The sequence below is a fragment of the Rhizobiaceae bacterium genome, from assembly GCA_023953845.1.
Lineage (GTDB): Bacteria > Pseudomonadota > Alphaproteobacteria > Rhizobiales > Rhizobiaceae > Arvimicrobium.
In genome coordinates, this window is sequence record JAMLJC010000001.1 from 3,657,635 (window position 1) to 3,670,028 (window position 12,394).

Consider the following 12,394-nt stretch of genomic DNA (forward strand, 5'->3'; position numbering starts at 1 on the left):
GCCCACGGCCGCGAGGCGGACGCTGACCCTCTTCTCAGCCATGGGAGTCATCCATCTGTTCGTTGAGCTTGGCGACCATCACCGCCTCGATGACGGGCAGCAGTTCGGCCGTGACGAGCGGCGGTACGCCGAGGGCGTCACCGAGCGCGAGCGCGGCCGACATATCCCAGCCGATCACGGCGCCGGGCAGCACGCGGAGCTGCCCACCAAGGCGACCGGCGAGGTCCCAGACCTGCCAACCCTCCGGTGTTTCCGGACGGTTCAGCCGCGCCGGGCAGTCCGGGCAGGCTTGCGCACAGGCTTCGCAGTAGCGCTCGCCCCCGCCGAAGGACCATTCGGCGAGGGCGCGGAGGCGTTTTTTTCCTGCTCCAGCAGCAGGCTTTTCGAGACGTAGGTCAGCTGGAAGGCCTCGAAGATCGGCCAGACATCGAGCAGCGCGTCGATGGCCTCCGGGCTCGGGTCGATGGGATTGTCGTCCGCGTCGCCGATGCCCTCCCAGGCGAGCACCGCCCGCCGCGCCAGCGCTTTGGCGAAGGCGACGGCGCGTTCCTCGTCGGAGGCATCTTCTCGAACAGCTTCCACGGCCGGATCGATGCGCGTCGCCACCATCAGGGCGGTGGTCAGCGGGCGCAGCTGCATCCGGACGCCGGGTGCGAGGTCATGCCAGCGCGGCGCGTTCGTCAGGTCGAGCGTCAGCATCAATAGGTCTCCACAGCGTTCACGAGGGTGGCGGTGCACATCCGGCCGACGACGCTGTCGCGCGCGGCCTGCCAATCGAACGTCGCCTGCACGCCCTGCGGCCCGGAAATCTCGATCCGGGGGCGCGGCAGGTAGACGGCGTGCACGGTGAAGGTGAAGCTCTCGCCGGACGGAAGGACGTAGGCGAACTCCATCTCGCAGGCCTCGCCGTTGATGGCCTGCGTCACCAGCGTCTGGTCGGCGAAGCGCACCTCGATCCGGCCGGTCAGCGCGGCGATGGACGGGTCCGCGCCGTCGATGCGGCCGTCGCTCCGGATCGTCTCGATCCGGTCGAGGTTGTTGGCATAGGTGATCTCGGCCGAGACCACGTTGCCGAGGGCGGAACCGTTCCGCGTGATCGCCCCGTTGAAATGGCCGAAGCGCTTCAGCTCCAGCGCAGCGGGCGTTCCGGCGCTGGTCGTCGTGCCCACCGTCTCGCCCTGCGCCACCAGCCGTGCGGTGGCGGTCAGCAGACCCGAGCGCTGCATCTGCCAGGTGATCTGGTCGAGCACGCAGCCCGAGTACATCGCATAGCGGGGCACCTCGGGCATACCGGTCTCGATCGACATGCTGGGCAGCGTCCAGGACCCTGACTGGAACTCGTGGGTGTAAGGGGCATCCACACCTGTGGTCGTGGGCGCGCCGAAGGCCGCCTTCAGCCAGAAGCCGAAGGCCTCTGCGTCGAGCGGCACGACGACATCGCCGTCTGCCGTCACCGCGTCCTTGATCGGCGCCAGCGGATCGCGACCGTAGCCCAGCAGTTCGGAGTTCAGAAGCGGCTGCTCTGCCCCGAGCGAGGTGCTGGCGAAGGGCATGCGGGTGAACCCGCCAACCGGCGGCGTTCCATAAGTGGTCTCGAACGCAAGCGCCATCAGCGCCCGCGCCCCTTGTGCGCGTGCCATTGTCGTCTCCTTAGGTTGTCGGGGTCAGGCCAGCGGGTCGGCCGTAGAATAGTGCAGCACCACCGGGATCACGGCGGCCTTAAGGCTGGCCGCGCCCTCGACGGGCAGATCGACCGGTCTCGGCGCTTCGGCCTCGACCCAATCGCAGAGACCGCCCAGCGTGCGGTCGGCGGCGAGCGCCGTGCCGATGCTGGCGGTCAGCGTGTCGAAGGCGGCGTCACGGTCGGAGCTCTGCACGACCGCCTCGATCTCGGCCCGGTGCTGGTAGTGGTAGCGCAGCGGCGAGAGCGTGACCTCAGGCTCGCCCGGCTCGCCGTCGCGCAGGATCAGGAGGCCGGCAGTTGGCACACGCTCGGGCAGCACCTCGCCGCGCAGGGCCGTGGCGGGCAGCGCCGAGAGCCGCGCGTACAGCTCGGTGAGGATGGTCTCGCGAGGGGTGGGCATCTTGGAAAGCCCTTCGGTTACAGATACTTCATTGATCGTCAGCGGAGGATCGAGATTGCAGCCTGTTCTCTACCCGAAATATCGACACGTGATTGAATCACGAGGCGCTTCGGCTTCAAATGATCCGGCACTCGTCGTGGATCAAAGAGGACGAGATACTGTCTTCTACATGCCATTCGAGTACGTAAATGAGCGCGCCAGGATTGTGATTGTCGGCATTACGCCGGGACCGAACCAGATGGCGCTCGCATACGATGAAGTGAAGGCGCTCTCTTCCAGAGGAATGAGCGAGGACCAGATCCTGTATCAAGTGAAGAGCCTCGCGGCGTTCGGGGATGAATCGATGCGCCCCAACCTTGTGAAGATGCTCAATGCAACGAAGATCAACGAGTTGCTGGGCATCCGAGACGCGGGTGAGCTGTGGTCAACTTCGTATGATGCACTCCATGCCACCTCGGTCATTTCACATGCCGCGTTCAGGAATGGGAAGATGTTCGCTGGAAGCTTTGACCAAGTTATGCGATCCGAGGCCTTCGCTGCCGGTTTCCGAAGGGATTTCTTGCCATCCTTGCAAGCCTTGCAAAACAAGGCCTTCTTCCTTGCGCTTGGGCCTACGCCCCTTGAAGCGCTCCAATGGTGCGTCGCGCAGGGGCACATTCAGGAGGAACAACTTCTCGGAGCACTCGCGCATCCCTCACGATCCAGCGGAAGCCAAGTCGACATCTATCTTGGCTTGAAGGATCCGCAGGATCTGAACCCGAAGGATCCAGTCCGTTATCGCGTCGACTGGCTGCAACGCGCATCACAGTCGCTGAGACAGAAGCTTCGGAAACTCGCTATGTAGGCACCTGCCAAGGAACCGGCTCGTCGAAGTTTCCTACAGCTTCCCCTCCACCCAGTTCGCCACGATCAGCCCTGGCATACTGTCCAACGCCCGGTCTGCATCCCGCGCGAGGTCCAGCCGCTTCGGCAGTTTGACCTGCGGCACCAGCAGGAAGATCGGTGCGGTGACCTTGCCGCGCCCGGTCTTCGAGCGCGACACCACTGCCTGGCCCTTGGTGTTCAGCCGTCCCTCCGCCACCAGCAGGCTTGGGCCAGTGCGGCGGTAGACGAAGCGCAGGCGCAGCCCGCGTCGCCGCTCCCACTCGCCGGGCGTGATACGGCCGCCGCGCAGGGATTTGCCCGCCGCGGGCAGTGGGATCGCCAGCCAGAACCCGTCTTTCGACCGGATCAGCGGCCCGGTGTCATGCGCGCCGACGATGACCGGCGCCTTCGACCAGACCAGCGCTGCCGCATCAAGGCTCTCGCCCGACCTCGGGAAGTTCTGGCTCCGGATCGAGTTGGCCAGCCGTGTGCCGAGCCCCGCGCCGGTGATCTGCAGCCGCCATGCGGTCTTCAGCCCGTTCCCGGCCTCGCGCATTGCAGCGGTGACAGCGCGTTCGCTCGCCGCGACCTCGGCCGCCATCATCGCGACGATGTCGGGATCGATGTCGAGCTTCAGTTTCACGCGGGCCTCAGATCGACGGTCCAGACCAGCCGCTCGCGGTCGCGAACGGGCTCGCCCTGGATCAAGAAGGCATCGCCGTCGATCTCGATGCGGTCGCCGGGACGCGGGTTCGCCACCTCGGCCACGCGAAGGTCGATCCGTGTGGTCTCGGACCAGAGCCGCGCTTCGCCAAAATCGCTGATCGCGTCAGCACGCCGCGCGACGGCACGCACCAGCACGGGCGCGCCGCCGTCGGCGATGTAGACCGCGTCCCGACCGATGTTAGGATCGGCGAAGAGCGCGCTGACGGCGGCGGCGAAAGCTGACATCAGAAGGCCGCGTTCAGGCGCACCCGGCCGATGGTGTCGCCCGCGCCGCTCGCCACCGCCTCGACGGCCACGCCGATGAGCGTGTTGTCGGTCGCCACCGTGGTGCAGCGCTTGTTGGTGTCATCCCAGTAGACCTTGGCGCCGACGGTCCAGGCCTGGGAGCCGACCTTGGTGATGTCGAAGACGCCGGTGAGCGCGGTCTCGACGGCTTCGCCGAGGGCGGCGGCGCCCGAGGCAACACCGAAGATGGAGCCGACGAGAAGACCATCGCCGGAGGCGACGGCATAGGGCGCAGTCAGGGTGATGGTGTTGCCGGGCTGGACGAAGTTTTTCATGGTGGGGATCCTTGTGGAAAGACGAAGGGCGGCCCGTCAGGACCGCCCGCTTGTCAGGGTTCGGCATGGGGTGCGGGTTACGCGCCCGGGTTCTTGTAGAGACCGCGCCAGTCGATGGCCTTGGCGCCGAAGTCGAGGCGGCACTTGATCTCGACACCGTCGACGTCGAAGCCGTTGCGGGTCTCGATGTAGGCGCCCTGCTGGCCCTCGAGATAGGCGTACTCGATGGTGTCGATCTGGTTCGGCGATGCCGCCAGATACCAGGCCGTCTCGCTGGCGGCGTCGAGGCGCGGCTCGCTGATCGGCGCGAGCGTGCGGATCGACTGCGGCACCACGCTGGACGTCGCGGCGGGTACAAGGTTCTGGGCGACCAGCTGCTCGGCCTTCAACTCCAGCGAGGCAGGCACGATCAGGAAGGCGGGGCGGACGTTCAGCACCGTCTTCTTGTCGAGACCCGTCTGCTTGGCCATGGCGGCGCGGGCCGCGCCGACGCTGCTCACATCGAGCGCCGCGCCGGTGCCCGCGAGGTTCTTGTGCGTGGTGTGGAACAAGGCGTTGCCGTCGGCCATCGCCGGGTTGGCGGTGATGATGCCCCAGACCACGTCCGACTCCAGCTGAGCGATGGAGTTGCCGTACATCGCCGGGATCCGGGTGAAGGCGTCGAGATCGTCGTTGATCAGCGTCTGGCGGGTGATCGCGACCACCCGGCCATAGGTCTTGACCTTGTAGCTCTCCTTGCTCTCGCCGAGCGTGCCGCGCTTGAACTCGCCGCTCTCGCCGACCTCCAGCAGCTGCGGCGCTTCCCCGAGCTGCACCCGGTGCATCGCCTTGAAGTCGGTGGCGAGCACCTGGCGGCAGAACAGCATGAAGGTGCGGGGATAGGCCTCGTAGGCCTGCCGCAGGGTCTTGTTGGTGACCGCCGAGAGGATCTCGGGGAAGTCCGAGGTCGAGTGCAGCGCCCGCGTCGCCACCTCGTCGCGCGACAGGCCGCGCGTGTTGACCCCGGCATTGCCGAGGCTTTCGCGGGCGAGTTCCAGCAGCGTCATGCCGCGGTACTGGCGCGCTGCGTCCTCCAGCTGGAACAGCGTCGGGCTGTAGCGGTGCAGCAACGCGTTTGCCACGGCGTCGCGGCGGGTGATGCGCTCGTCCCGGCCGCCGAGGGGGACGGAGACATGAGGGAAGGTCCGGGTCTCGTCGGACTTGGCGGCGACCTGATCGAGGATCAGTCGGCGGGACTCGTCCACGCTGACGCCGCGCTTGACCAGATCCTCGGCGAAGCCGCGCTCCAGGTTCAGGCGGCCGGCCAGATCGTAGATGGTGGAGACGCGATCCCGCTCCGCTTCGCGGGCGCGGGTTGCGATGGCCTCGGTGTCGGGCGCAGGAATTGCCTGCGTCTTCGGCTGGGTGCGGGTTTCCACTGCGCCGACGTTGGGTTCGGACGCAGCCGCTTTCGGCTCGGTCATGATGGTGTCCTCGGTATCATTCGGCTCGGTCGGCTGGTTGCTGGCGGGGTTCGCGGCATCACCCGCCGCGGGGCTGGCCTTGTCGGTCATCGGGGATGCTCCTTCGCTGGTTTCGGCGTCCCGGCGATGGAGGACGCAGTCGTGATGTTCGCCCGTGGTGCGGAAACCGGCAGCGGGGTCGGCCCCGACCGGCACGGCGGAGACCTCGAAGGGCGTCCAGTCCACGGCCCGCCAGAGCTCGCGCCCGCCATCCGGTTTCGAGATGTCGAAGCGGTGGACCTGGTAACCGATGGAGACCGCCCGGATGTGCCCGGCCTGGATGTCGCGCCAGATCGGCTCGACATCGGCCCGCTCGCTGATCCGGACCTGCGCGATGCCGCGCCCGTTCTCGATCCGCGCCGATCCCGGCACGACCGAGCCGATGACGGCATCGAGCGTGTCGATCTCATGCACCTTGAGGAAGGGCGCGCCCGCGTTCAGGCGTTCCAGCCGCACATGGGCGGGGTCGAGGCTGAGTTCCTCGTCATAGGGCTCGCCGAAGAAGCTGGCGCGGCGGACGCGGGCGCCGGCCGACCAGACCACCTCGACGGTGCGGGCGTCATTGTCGACGCTGTTCGGTGCAAGCTCCGCCGACCGGCGAAGCGCCGGCAGTTCGATCATCGTATCCATGAAAGTCAGTCCTGTTGGGCAGCGTCGGGTTGCGCCGGATCGATTTCCGGGGCTGCGCCCGGATCACTGCTCTGGGCGCTGCCGGTCTTGGTGACACGGCGCGGATCGCTGTCGAGCACCAGGCCCAGTTCGTCGAGCCTGGCGTTGGTCGCGGCGATCTCGGCCAGCACCGCGTCGGGATTGTGGCCCTGCCGGGCGATGGCCTGCGCCAGCGTCATGGTGCCGGAGCGGATTGCCAGCAGATCGGCCATCGCGTCCTTGTAGGGATCGACCGCGTCGAATTTCGGCGGCGACCATTCGACCGGTACGTCCGGCGTCGGGATCTGGCCTGCCGCCCATGCGGCCTCAAGGAACCAGCGCCAGACCGGCTGACACAGCATCGGAATGAACAGCTGCCACTGCACCGCGTCAATCATTCGGCGGAACTCGACCAGCCCGGCCCGGATCGAGGAATAATTCACCTGGCTGAGGTCGCCGGTCAGCAATTCATAGGGCACGCGGAACCCGGCCGAGATCGTGTGCAGGCTGGCCCGCTTGTATTCGCCATAGCCGCCGGTGGCCGAGGGTTGGTTGAAGCGGATGTCCTTGCCGCCACGGGCATAGGCGATCAGCCCCGGTTCGAACTGCTCGACCCGGTTGCCATCGGCATCGACCACCGAGGGCGCGATGCCCTGTTGCGCCTCGTCGTCGCCGAAGACGATGGCGGTGACGCAGGCCTCGGTCTTCTTGCGGACCAGTTCCGCCACCTCGTAGTCGTCGAGATCGCGCAAGCTGCGGATCACCGGCGCGCCCCAGGGAACCCCGCGCGCCTGCGTGCGCTGTTTCTCGTAGACATGGGCGATCTCGGTCGCCGGGACTGGGCGGCTCTGCAACCCGTTCTGCAATGCCCCGTAGGCATCGCCGGGATGCTCGGCATGCAGCCAGTAGGCCCGGCGCTTGCCGACCGGGTCGAACTCGATCCCCTGCACGAGGCGGCCTGCGCCAAGGGCGCCGGATTTGGTGGCGTCGAGGAAGTCCGCTTCCAGCACCTGCAACTGCAGCGGCACCGGCAGGGCATCGCTCGACCGCCGCAGCCTGCGCCGCACCAGCACCTCGCCCGCCTCGACCATCTCGCGGCAGATCAGCGTCTGCAGACCGTAGAAGTCGAGCTGGCCATCGGCGTCGCACTCCGCCGTCCATCTTTCGAAGAGCGCATCGACCTTGCGGTCCAGCGTGTCGTCGCCGCTGGCGGCGCGCGGCATGATGCCCGCACCGATGATGTTGTTCACCAGCACCGCCACGGCCTTGGCCGCATGCGGGTTGTTGCGCACGAGATCGCGCATCCGGTCGCGCAGCAGGGCCCCGGCGACGCCGATCTCGGTGTCGGCCGAGGAGCCCGGCGCGCGCCAGCCCGCGGTTCGCCGCCCGCGTGCCGCGCCGTCATAGCCCCGCGTCAGGGTCTCGAAAGCCTGACGCGCCAGCACGCGACGTGCGGCCATGCGCGGCGCCACCGATGCGATGGCGTGATCGAACCAGGTCGCTGACATCACCGGTCCCCGCGCGAGAAGCCCGCGAGCCCTGCCACTGGCAAGGGCCGTGTCGTGCCCGCAATAGCCCGCTCGATAGTGCGGATGCGGGCGAGCAGATCCTCGGCCGAGCCGTAGTCGACGGATTTGCCGTCATAGCTCACCCGGGTCGTGCCGCTGGCATAGGCCCGGCGCAGCGCCGAGAGCTCGGTTTCCGTCCAGTCGGTCATGTTCAGAACCATCCCTCCCGCCGCCCGAGCCAGTCGGAGCGGCGCTTGCCCTGCGGGGCCTGTCCCGGCCGGTTGATCTGCCCGGCGAGATCGCTGTCGGTGGGGGCGGCCCCTAGCTGATCCTCGAGGTCGCGCCATTTCTCGTCGGGCCAGCGGTCCGCGCCCGCGATCCAGGCGGCGGCGCGGGCATAGACCCGGCAATCCAGCGCCTCGTTGCGCTCGCGCAGCTTCTGCCATTCCAGCCGGGCGAAGCCGCGCTTCGTGCGGACGGTTACAAGCTGCTCGGCCACGAACTGCTTCAGCCATTCGTTCTCGACCCAGTGCGGCAAATGCACCGAGCCAGGCGGGAATGCGGCTCCGTCGGCAATCTCCTCCTCGGTCGGGCGCGCCAGCCGCAGGAAGCGGTAGGTCTCGGCCTTGAAGGTCGACACCGCTACGGTCCAGAGCCGCGCGCCGCGCCGCAACCGCTTGCCGCCCTCGGTCGCGTCGACGAAGGTCGGCCCAGACACCGGGCTCGAGCGGTTGAACCCCTCGACGCCCTTCACCGGCGACACCTGCGCGAAGCCTTGCGCCCGCGACCAGGAATAGACCGCCGGGGCCTCGTAGCCGGTGTCGATGGCAAGCCGCGCGATCCTGAGATGCGCGCCGCGTTCGTGGAGCCAGCTTCGGTCCAGCAGCGCGGTCAGCTCCGACCACGCGTCGTGCCGGTCGGGTCCGCCCTCGATCACGACATGATCGACGAGCCAGCTTTCCAGCCCTCGACCCCAGGCCCAGACGTCGAACTCGATCCGGTCCTTCTGCACGTCGGCCCCAGCGGTCAGGAACAACCCGCCCGCAGGCACCGTGCCGGATGTCCAGCGCTCGCGCCGGTCGTAGAGCCGCTGCCAGTCGGGGGCTTCCCCGGTCTCGACCCAGGTCTCGCCAAGGATCGTGTTGCGGAACGCCTTGATCGCCTCGTCCGACCCTTGGGCTGCCTCCCAGCCACGGGCAATGCGGGACCAGCTGAGCCAGCCCACCGGCGAATAGAGCGCCGAGAGGTGGTAGCCGACCGTCGTCGGATCGGCGGCCGTGGCAGTCGCCCGCCATTGGCCGCCCTCCAGCATCGCCGTCTTGTGGTGTTCCGCGATGGGCTGATCACAGTCCTCACAGTGATAATCCGCTGTCTCCGGGCGGCCCTTCTGCCAGCGCAGCCGGTCGAACTTCAGCCATTGCATCGCGCCGCAATGCGGGCATGGCACGAAGAACCGGCGCTGGTCGGACGCCTCGTATTCCCGCTCGATCCGGCTCAGCCCCCGGATCGTCGGCGTCGAGACCAGGAACACCTTGCGCCGATGGGCGAAGGTCAAGGATCGGGCCTCGGCCAGCGTGACCGGATCGCCTTCCTCGTCGGCCGAGGCCGGATAGGCGTCGACCTCGTCGAGGAAGATGTACCGCGCCGGCGTGGACCGCAGCCCGACCGCCGAGTTCGCGCCCGTCATGATCAGGATACCGCCCACGAACTCCTTGGACAGCATCGTGTTGCCCGCGTCGCGCGAGCGCGCCGGTTTCACCCGCTCCCGCAGCTCGGGGCTCTCGTCGATCAGCGGATCGATCCGCTGGCGCGAGTTGCGCTTGGCCAGTTCCACCGTCGGCTGGACCGCCAGCATCGGCCCCGGCGCCTGGTGGATCGCAAAGCCGATCCAGTTGTTGCCGGCCTCGGTCGCCCCGACCTGCGCCGCCTTCATGAACACGACCCTTTGCGTGGGATCGCCGGGGCTCAGCCGGTCCATGATCTCGCGCATGTAGGGCGTGCGCACCGTGCGATACCGCCCGGGCTCGGCCGAGGCACGGCCCGAGAGCATCCGGTGCCGGTCCGCCCATTCCGAGACGGTCAGGTCCGGGTCGGGCCGCAGCCCGTTGCCCCAGGCGCGCAGGATCTCGCCCGCGCCGTCGAAGTCCGTCAGTGCGTCATCATCACCTGAAGTCGGGCCGGACCTCGGCAAGCTCGTCGAGGTGGGCGCGTACATGTCTCTCCAGCACCTTCTGCATCGCGGCTGGCTCCACAGTGATCTGCTGGCCTGTCGCGTCGCTGAACGAGGCCGAGAGCTCAGCCGCCATCAGCGCCGCCGCGCGTGCAGGCCAGTTGACCCACGTGTCCCGTTCCTCCCGCGCCAGCCGGAACACCAGCGCCAGCGCGCGGGCCCGCTCGATCAACTCCCCCTTCAGCTTCTGAAGCCGGATGCGCCGCTCCTGCGCCTTCAATACTTCGTTCGCGGTCTTCGCCTGCAGGAAGGTCGTGCCACCACCCACGGCGGGAACCGCCAGCCCCTGTTCGCGCAGTGTGTCGCCAACAGCGACCACCGCCGCCTCGGGGACGGGCTTCAGCTTCGGCGCGGGCGGCTTGCGGGTCTTGGACGGGTCCGTCGTCTCGGCACGCCGGGCGTCGCTGGCCGCCGCGTTGATGCTGCCGTCGGGATAGAGGACCAGCCGTTCGGCGGTCTTCGCCTTCTGGATCGCGCCCCGCGACAGCCCGACATGCGCGGCGTACTGGCGCTCGCTCATGCCCTGCATCGGCGGCTCCGATTATCATTTTGAATCATCTGCTTATCGAGTTGATAAGCGCGCCGGAGAGAGCGAACGTCACTCCAACGAAGCGATGCAACTCGACCCAAGGAGCCAGCCCGATGACCCGCCGCGCGACCGACAACACGAAAGCCCTCGACGCCTTCCTCGCCGCCAAGTTCGAGATCGACGCGATGCTGGAGCGGCTCGCCGCCCTCAGCGCCGACCACTTCGAGACCAGCCCCGACGAGATCAACTGGGGCCATGTCGGCACCCTGAACCACTACCGCGCCAAGCTGCGCGAGATCACCGACATGGCCTTCAGCGAAGGCGAACACGCCGAGTAAGACGACCCGCTTCTGGTCCCGCCCGCCGACTGGCGGGCTCGACCTAGTAGAAGGGCCCGCATTCCGCGCGCCCCGATACGGGAGACGACGATGACCAAGCTTTCCGATACCCAAGCCCTGATCCTGAGCGCCGCCGCCCAGCGGCCCGAGCACATCGTCCTGCCGCTGCCCGACAGCCTGCGCGGCGGGGCCGCCGCCAAGGTGGTGGGCGCGATGCTCGCCAAGGGCCTCCTGCAGGAGGTCGACGCCGACCTGCGCAAGGGCGAACCCGTCTGGCGCGAGACCGGCGACGGCCACGGCGTCACACTGATCGCCACCGACGCAGGGCTTGCCGCCATCGGGATCGAGCCTGAGGACGCGAACACCGCGCCAACGGGCGCGACGGACGCGCCGACCCACGAGCCCGCGCCAGACACGCCCACCGAGACCGAGCCCGCGCCCAAGACGCGCACGCCGCGCGAGGGCACCAAGCAGGCGACCATGATCGCCATGCTGCGCGCGCCGGACGGCGCGACCATCAAGGAGATCATGGTCGCGACGGGCTGGCAGTCGCACACGGTGCGCGGCGCGATGGCCGGGGCGCTGAAGAAGAAGCTCGGGCTCGAGGTGACCTCGGAGAAGGTCGAGAACCGGGGGCGCGTGTACAAACTCCCTGCCGCCTGACGCACCGGACCCCGACAAGTTGATGGCCGCCGTCCCGCCGGGGCGGCGGTCGATCATCTGGCGCTCCGCATCCGGATCGCCTCGAACACCCGCCGCAGGGCGAAGGAACGCGCTATCGACACGATGGTGAAGATGGCGCCCATCTTCAGGTTCTGCGCCAGCGTCGTATGCAGCCCGAAGACCGGGAAGATCAGGATCTGCGTCACTACCGCGACGCCGTAGCCGACCATCACGTTGGCGACGGATTCGACCAGAGACATGGTGCGCGACTGCTTCATGTCGCAGCCTCATCCATCGGCCAGCAAATCAGCCGCGAGAGTTCGCAGCGCATGCGCCGCAACCAGCGGGACCACTCCGTTGCCACAGAGCCGAAGCCGGTCCACCCGGTGGGCCAGCCCATCAGCGCCTCGACGAACAGCGGGTTCAAGGTCCGGCGCGGCTCGGAGGCATCGCTCCCAGCCATCGACGTCACCAGGACCTGGCGGCCAAGCAGGCCGTTCACCGGCGTGTTGGCAAGGCTCGTCGCGCCATCCTTGTGATCGCGGGCCGTCGGCGTCATCCACATCCCAGCCAAATGGGTCAGGTCCGCTGTCCGCCGATTGCCCGCGCTCGGCTTGCACCCATCGTTCGCCATCGGCGTGGGCCACATTGCGGCCGTCGTCGCGAGGTTCATGCCGTGCTGCCCCGCGGCCTGCGATGGCGTCGGTTTGGTCTGCCGGTTCTCGTTGGCGCTGGCCCTTGG

At 68.0% G+C, this 12,394-nt stretch carries 17 protein-coding genes; 3 read left to right on the forward strand and 14 right to left on the reverse strand.

Annotated elements, in window-relative coordinates:
* Window positions 1-34 precede the first annotated feature (34 nt).
* From M9955_17995 to M9955_18010, 4 genes are all read right to left on the reverse strand, one after another.
* Window positions 35-193 (reverse strand): hypothetical protein, encoded by a 159-nt coding sequence (locus M9955_17995; protein MCO5083536.1) that lies wholly within the window; start codon window positions 191-193, stop codon window positions 35-37.
* Window positions 194-261: 68 nt separating this feature from the next.
* Window positions 262-699: a hypothetical protein gene (locus M9955_18000; GenBank protein MCO5083537.1), complete on the reverse strand. Its 438-nt coding sequence runs from the start codon at window positions 697-699 to the stop codon at window positions 262-264.
* The gene (locus M9955_18005) at window positions 699-1,640 is read right to left on the reverse strand and encodes a phage tail tube protein (protein ID MCO5083538.1); all 942 of its coding nucleotides are present in this window, start codon (window positions 1,638-1,640) and stop codon (window positions 699-701) included. Before M9955_18005 ends, M9955_18000 begins: the two co-directional genes overlap by 1 nt.
* A 24-nt stretch (window positions 1,641-1,664) precedes the next feature.
* Window positions 1,665-2,084, reverse strand: a complete 420-nt coding sequence (locus tag M9955_18010; protein ID MCO5083539.1) for a hypothetical protein — start codon at window positions 2,082-2,084, stop codon at window positions 1,665-1,667.
* 55 nt (window positions 2,085-2,139) lie between these two features.
* Between M9955_18010 and M9955_18015 the strand changes: the two genes are divergently transcribed.
* On the forward strand, window positions 2,140-2,928 hold the full coding sequence (locus M9955_18015) for a hypothetical protein (protein MCO5083540.1): 789 nt from the start codon (window positions 2,140-2,142) through the stop codon (window positions 2,926-2,928).
* Between the two features lie 33 nt (window positions 2,929-2,961).
* Here M9955_18015 and M9955_18020 read toward each other — a convergent pair whose 3' ends face one another.
* The 8 genes from M9955_18020 to M9955_18055 form a co-directional block, all read right to left on the reverse strand.
* Window positions 2,962-3,591 carry a DUF6441 family protein gene (locus M9955_18020; GenBank protein ID MCO5083541.1) on the reverse strand — a complete coding sequence of 210 codons (630 nt, stop codon included), beginning with the start codon at window positions 3,589-3,591 and terminating at the stop codon, window positions 2,962-2,964.
* Entirely contained in the window at window positions 3,588-3,899 is a 312-nt protein-coding gene (locus M9955_18025) for a hypothetical protein (protein ID MCO5083542.1), read from the reverse strand. The genes M9955_18020 and M9955_18025 overlap by 4 nt, the downstream gene beginning before the upstream one ends.
* The gene (locus M9955_18030) at window positions 3,899-4,234 is read right to left on the reverse strand and encodes a DUF2190 family protein (protein ID MCO5083543.1); all 336 of its coding nucleotides are present in this window, start codon (window positions 4,232-4,234) and stop codon (window positions 3,899-3,901) included. The genes M9955_18025 and M9955_18030 overlap by 1 nt, the downstream gene beginning before the upstream one ends.
* Window positions 4,235-4,311: 77 nt before the next feature.
* Window positions 4,312-6,366 (reverse strand): Mu-like prophage major head subunit gpT family protein, encoded by a 2,055-nt coding sequence (locus M9955_18035; GenBank protein ID MCO5083544.1) that lies wholly within the window; start codon window positions 6,364-6,366, stop codon window positions 4,312-4,314.
* 5 nt (window positions 6,367-6,371) lie between these two features.
* On the reverse strand, window positions 6,372-7,892 hold the full coding sequence (locus M9955_18040) for a phage portal protein (GenBank protein ID MCO5083545.1): 1,521 nt from the start codon (window positions 7,890-7,892) through the stop codon (window positions 6,372-6,374).
* The gene (locus M9955_18045; GenBank protein ID MCO5083546.1) at window positions 7,892-8,101 is read right to left on the reverse strand and encodes a hypothetical protein; all 210 of its coding nucleotides are present in this window, start codon (window positions 8,099-8,101) and stop codon (window positions 7,892-7,894) included. Before M9955_18045 ends, M9955_18040 begins: the two co-directional genes overlap by 1 nt.
* 2 nt (window positions 8,102-8,103) lie before the next feature.
* Window positions 8,104-10,107, reverse strand: a complete 2,004-nt coding sequence (locus M9955_18050) for a phage terminase large subunit family protein (protein MCO5083547.1) — start codon at window positions 10,105-10,107, stop codon at window positions 8,104-8,106.
* A complete protein-coding gene (locus M9955_18055; protein MCO5083548.1) occupies window positions 10,055-10,651 on the reverse strand; it encodes a hypothetical protein in 597 nt (198 codons plus the stop codon). Before M9955_18055 ends, M9955_18050 begins: the two co-directional genes overlap by 53 nt.
* A 113-nt stretch (window positions 10,652-10,764) precedes the next feature.
* Here M9955_18055 and M9955_18060 point away from each other — a divergent pair, with 113 nt between their 5' ends.
* Together M9955_18060 and M9955_18065 are read left to right on the forward strand one after the other, a co-directional pair.
* On the forward strand, window positions 10,765-10,989 hold the full coding sequence (locus tag M9955_18060) for a hypothetical protein (GenBank protein MCO5083549.1): 225 nt from the start codon (window positions 10,765-10,767) through the stop codon (window positions 10,987-10,989).
* 90 nt (window positions 10,990-11,079) lie between these two features.
* Window positions 11,080-11,652, forward strand: a complete 573-nt coding sequence (locus M9955_18065) for a DUF3489 domain-containing protein (GenBank protein ID MCO5083550.1) — start codon at window positions 11,080-11,082, stop codon at window positions 11,650-11,652.
* A gap of 53 nt (window positions 11,653-11,705) precedes the next feature.
* On the opposite strand, the gene M9955_18070 is transcribed toward M9955_18065, so the two are convergent.
* Complete coding sequence (locus tag M9955_18070) at window positions 11,706-11,930, reverse strand: hypothetical protein (GenBank protein ID MCO5083551.1); 225 nt, start codon at window positions 11,928-11,930, stop codon at window positions 11,706-11,708.
* Window positions 11,927-12,325: a hypothetical protein gene (locus M9955_18075; GenBank protein MCO5083552.1), complete on the reverse strand. Its 399-nt coding sequence runs from the start codon at window positions 12,323-12,325 to the stop codon at window positions 11,927-11,929. Before M9955_18075 ends, M9955_18070 begins: the two co-directional genes overlap by 4 nt.
* Window positions 12,326-12,394 lie beyond the last annotated feature (69 nt).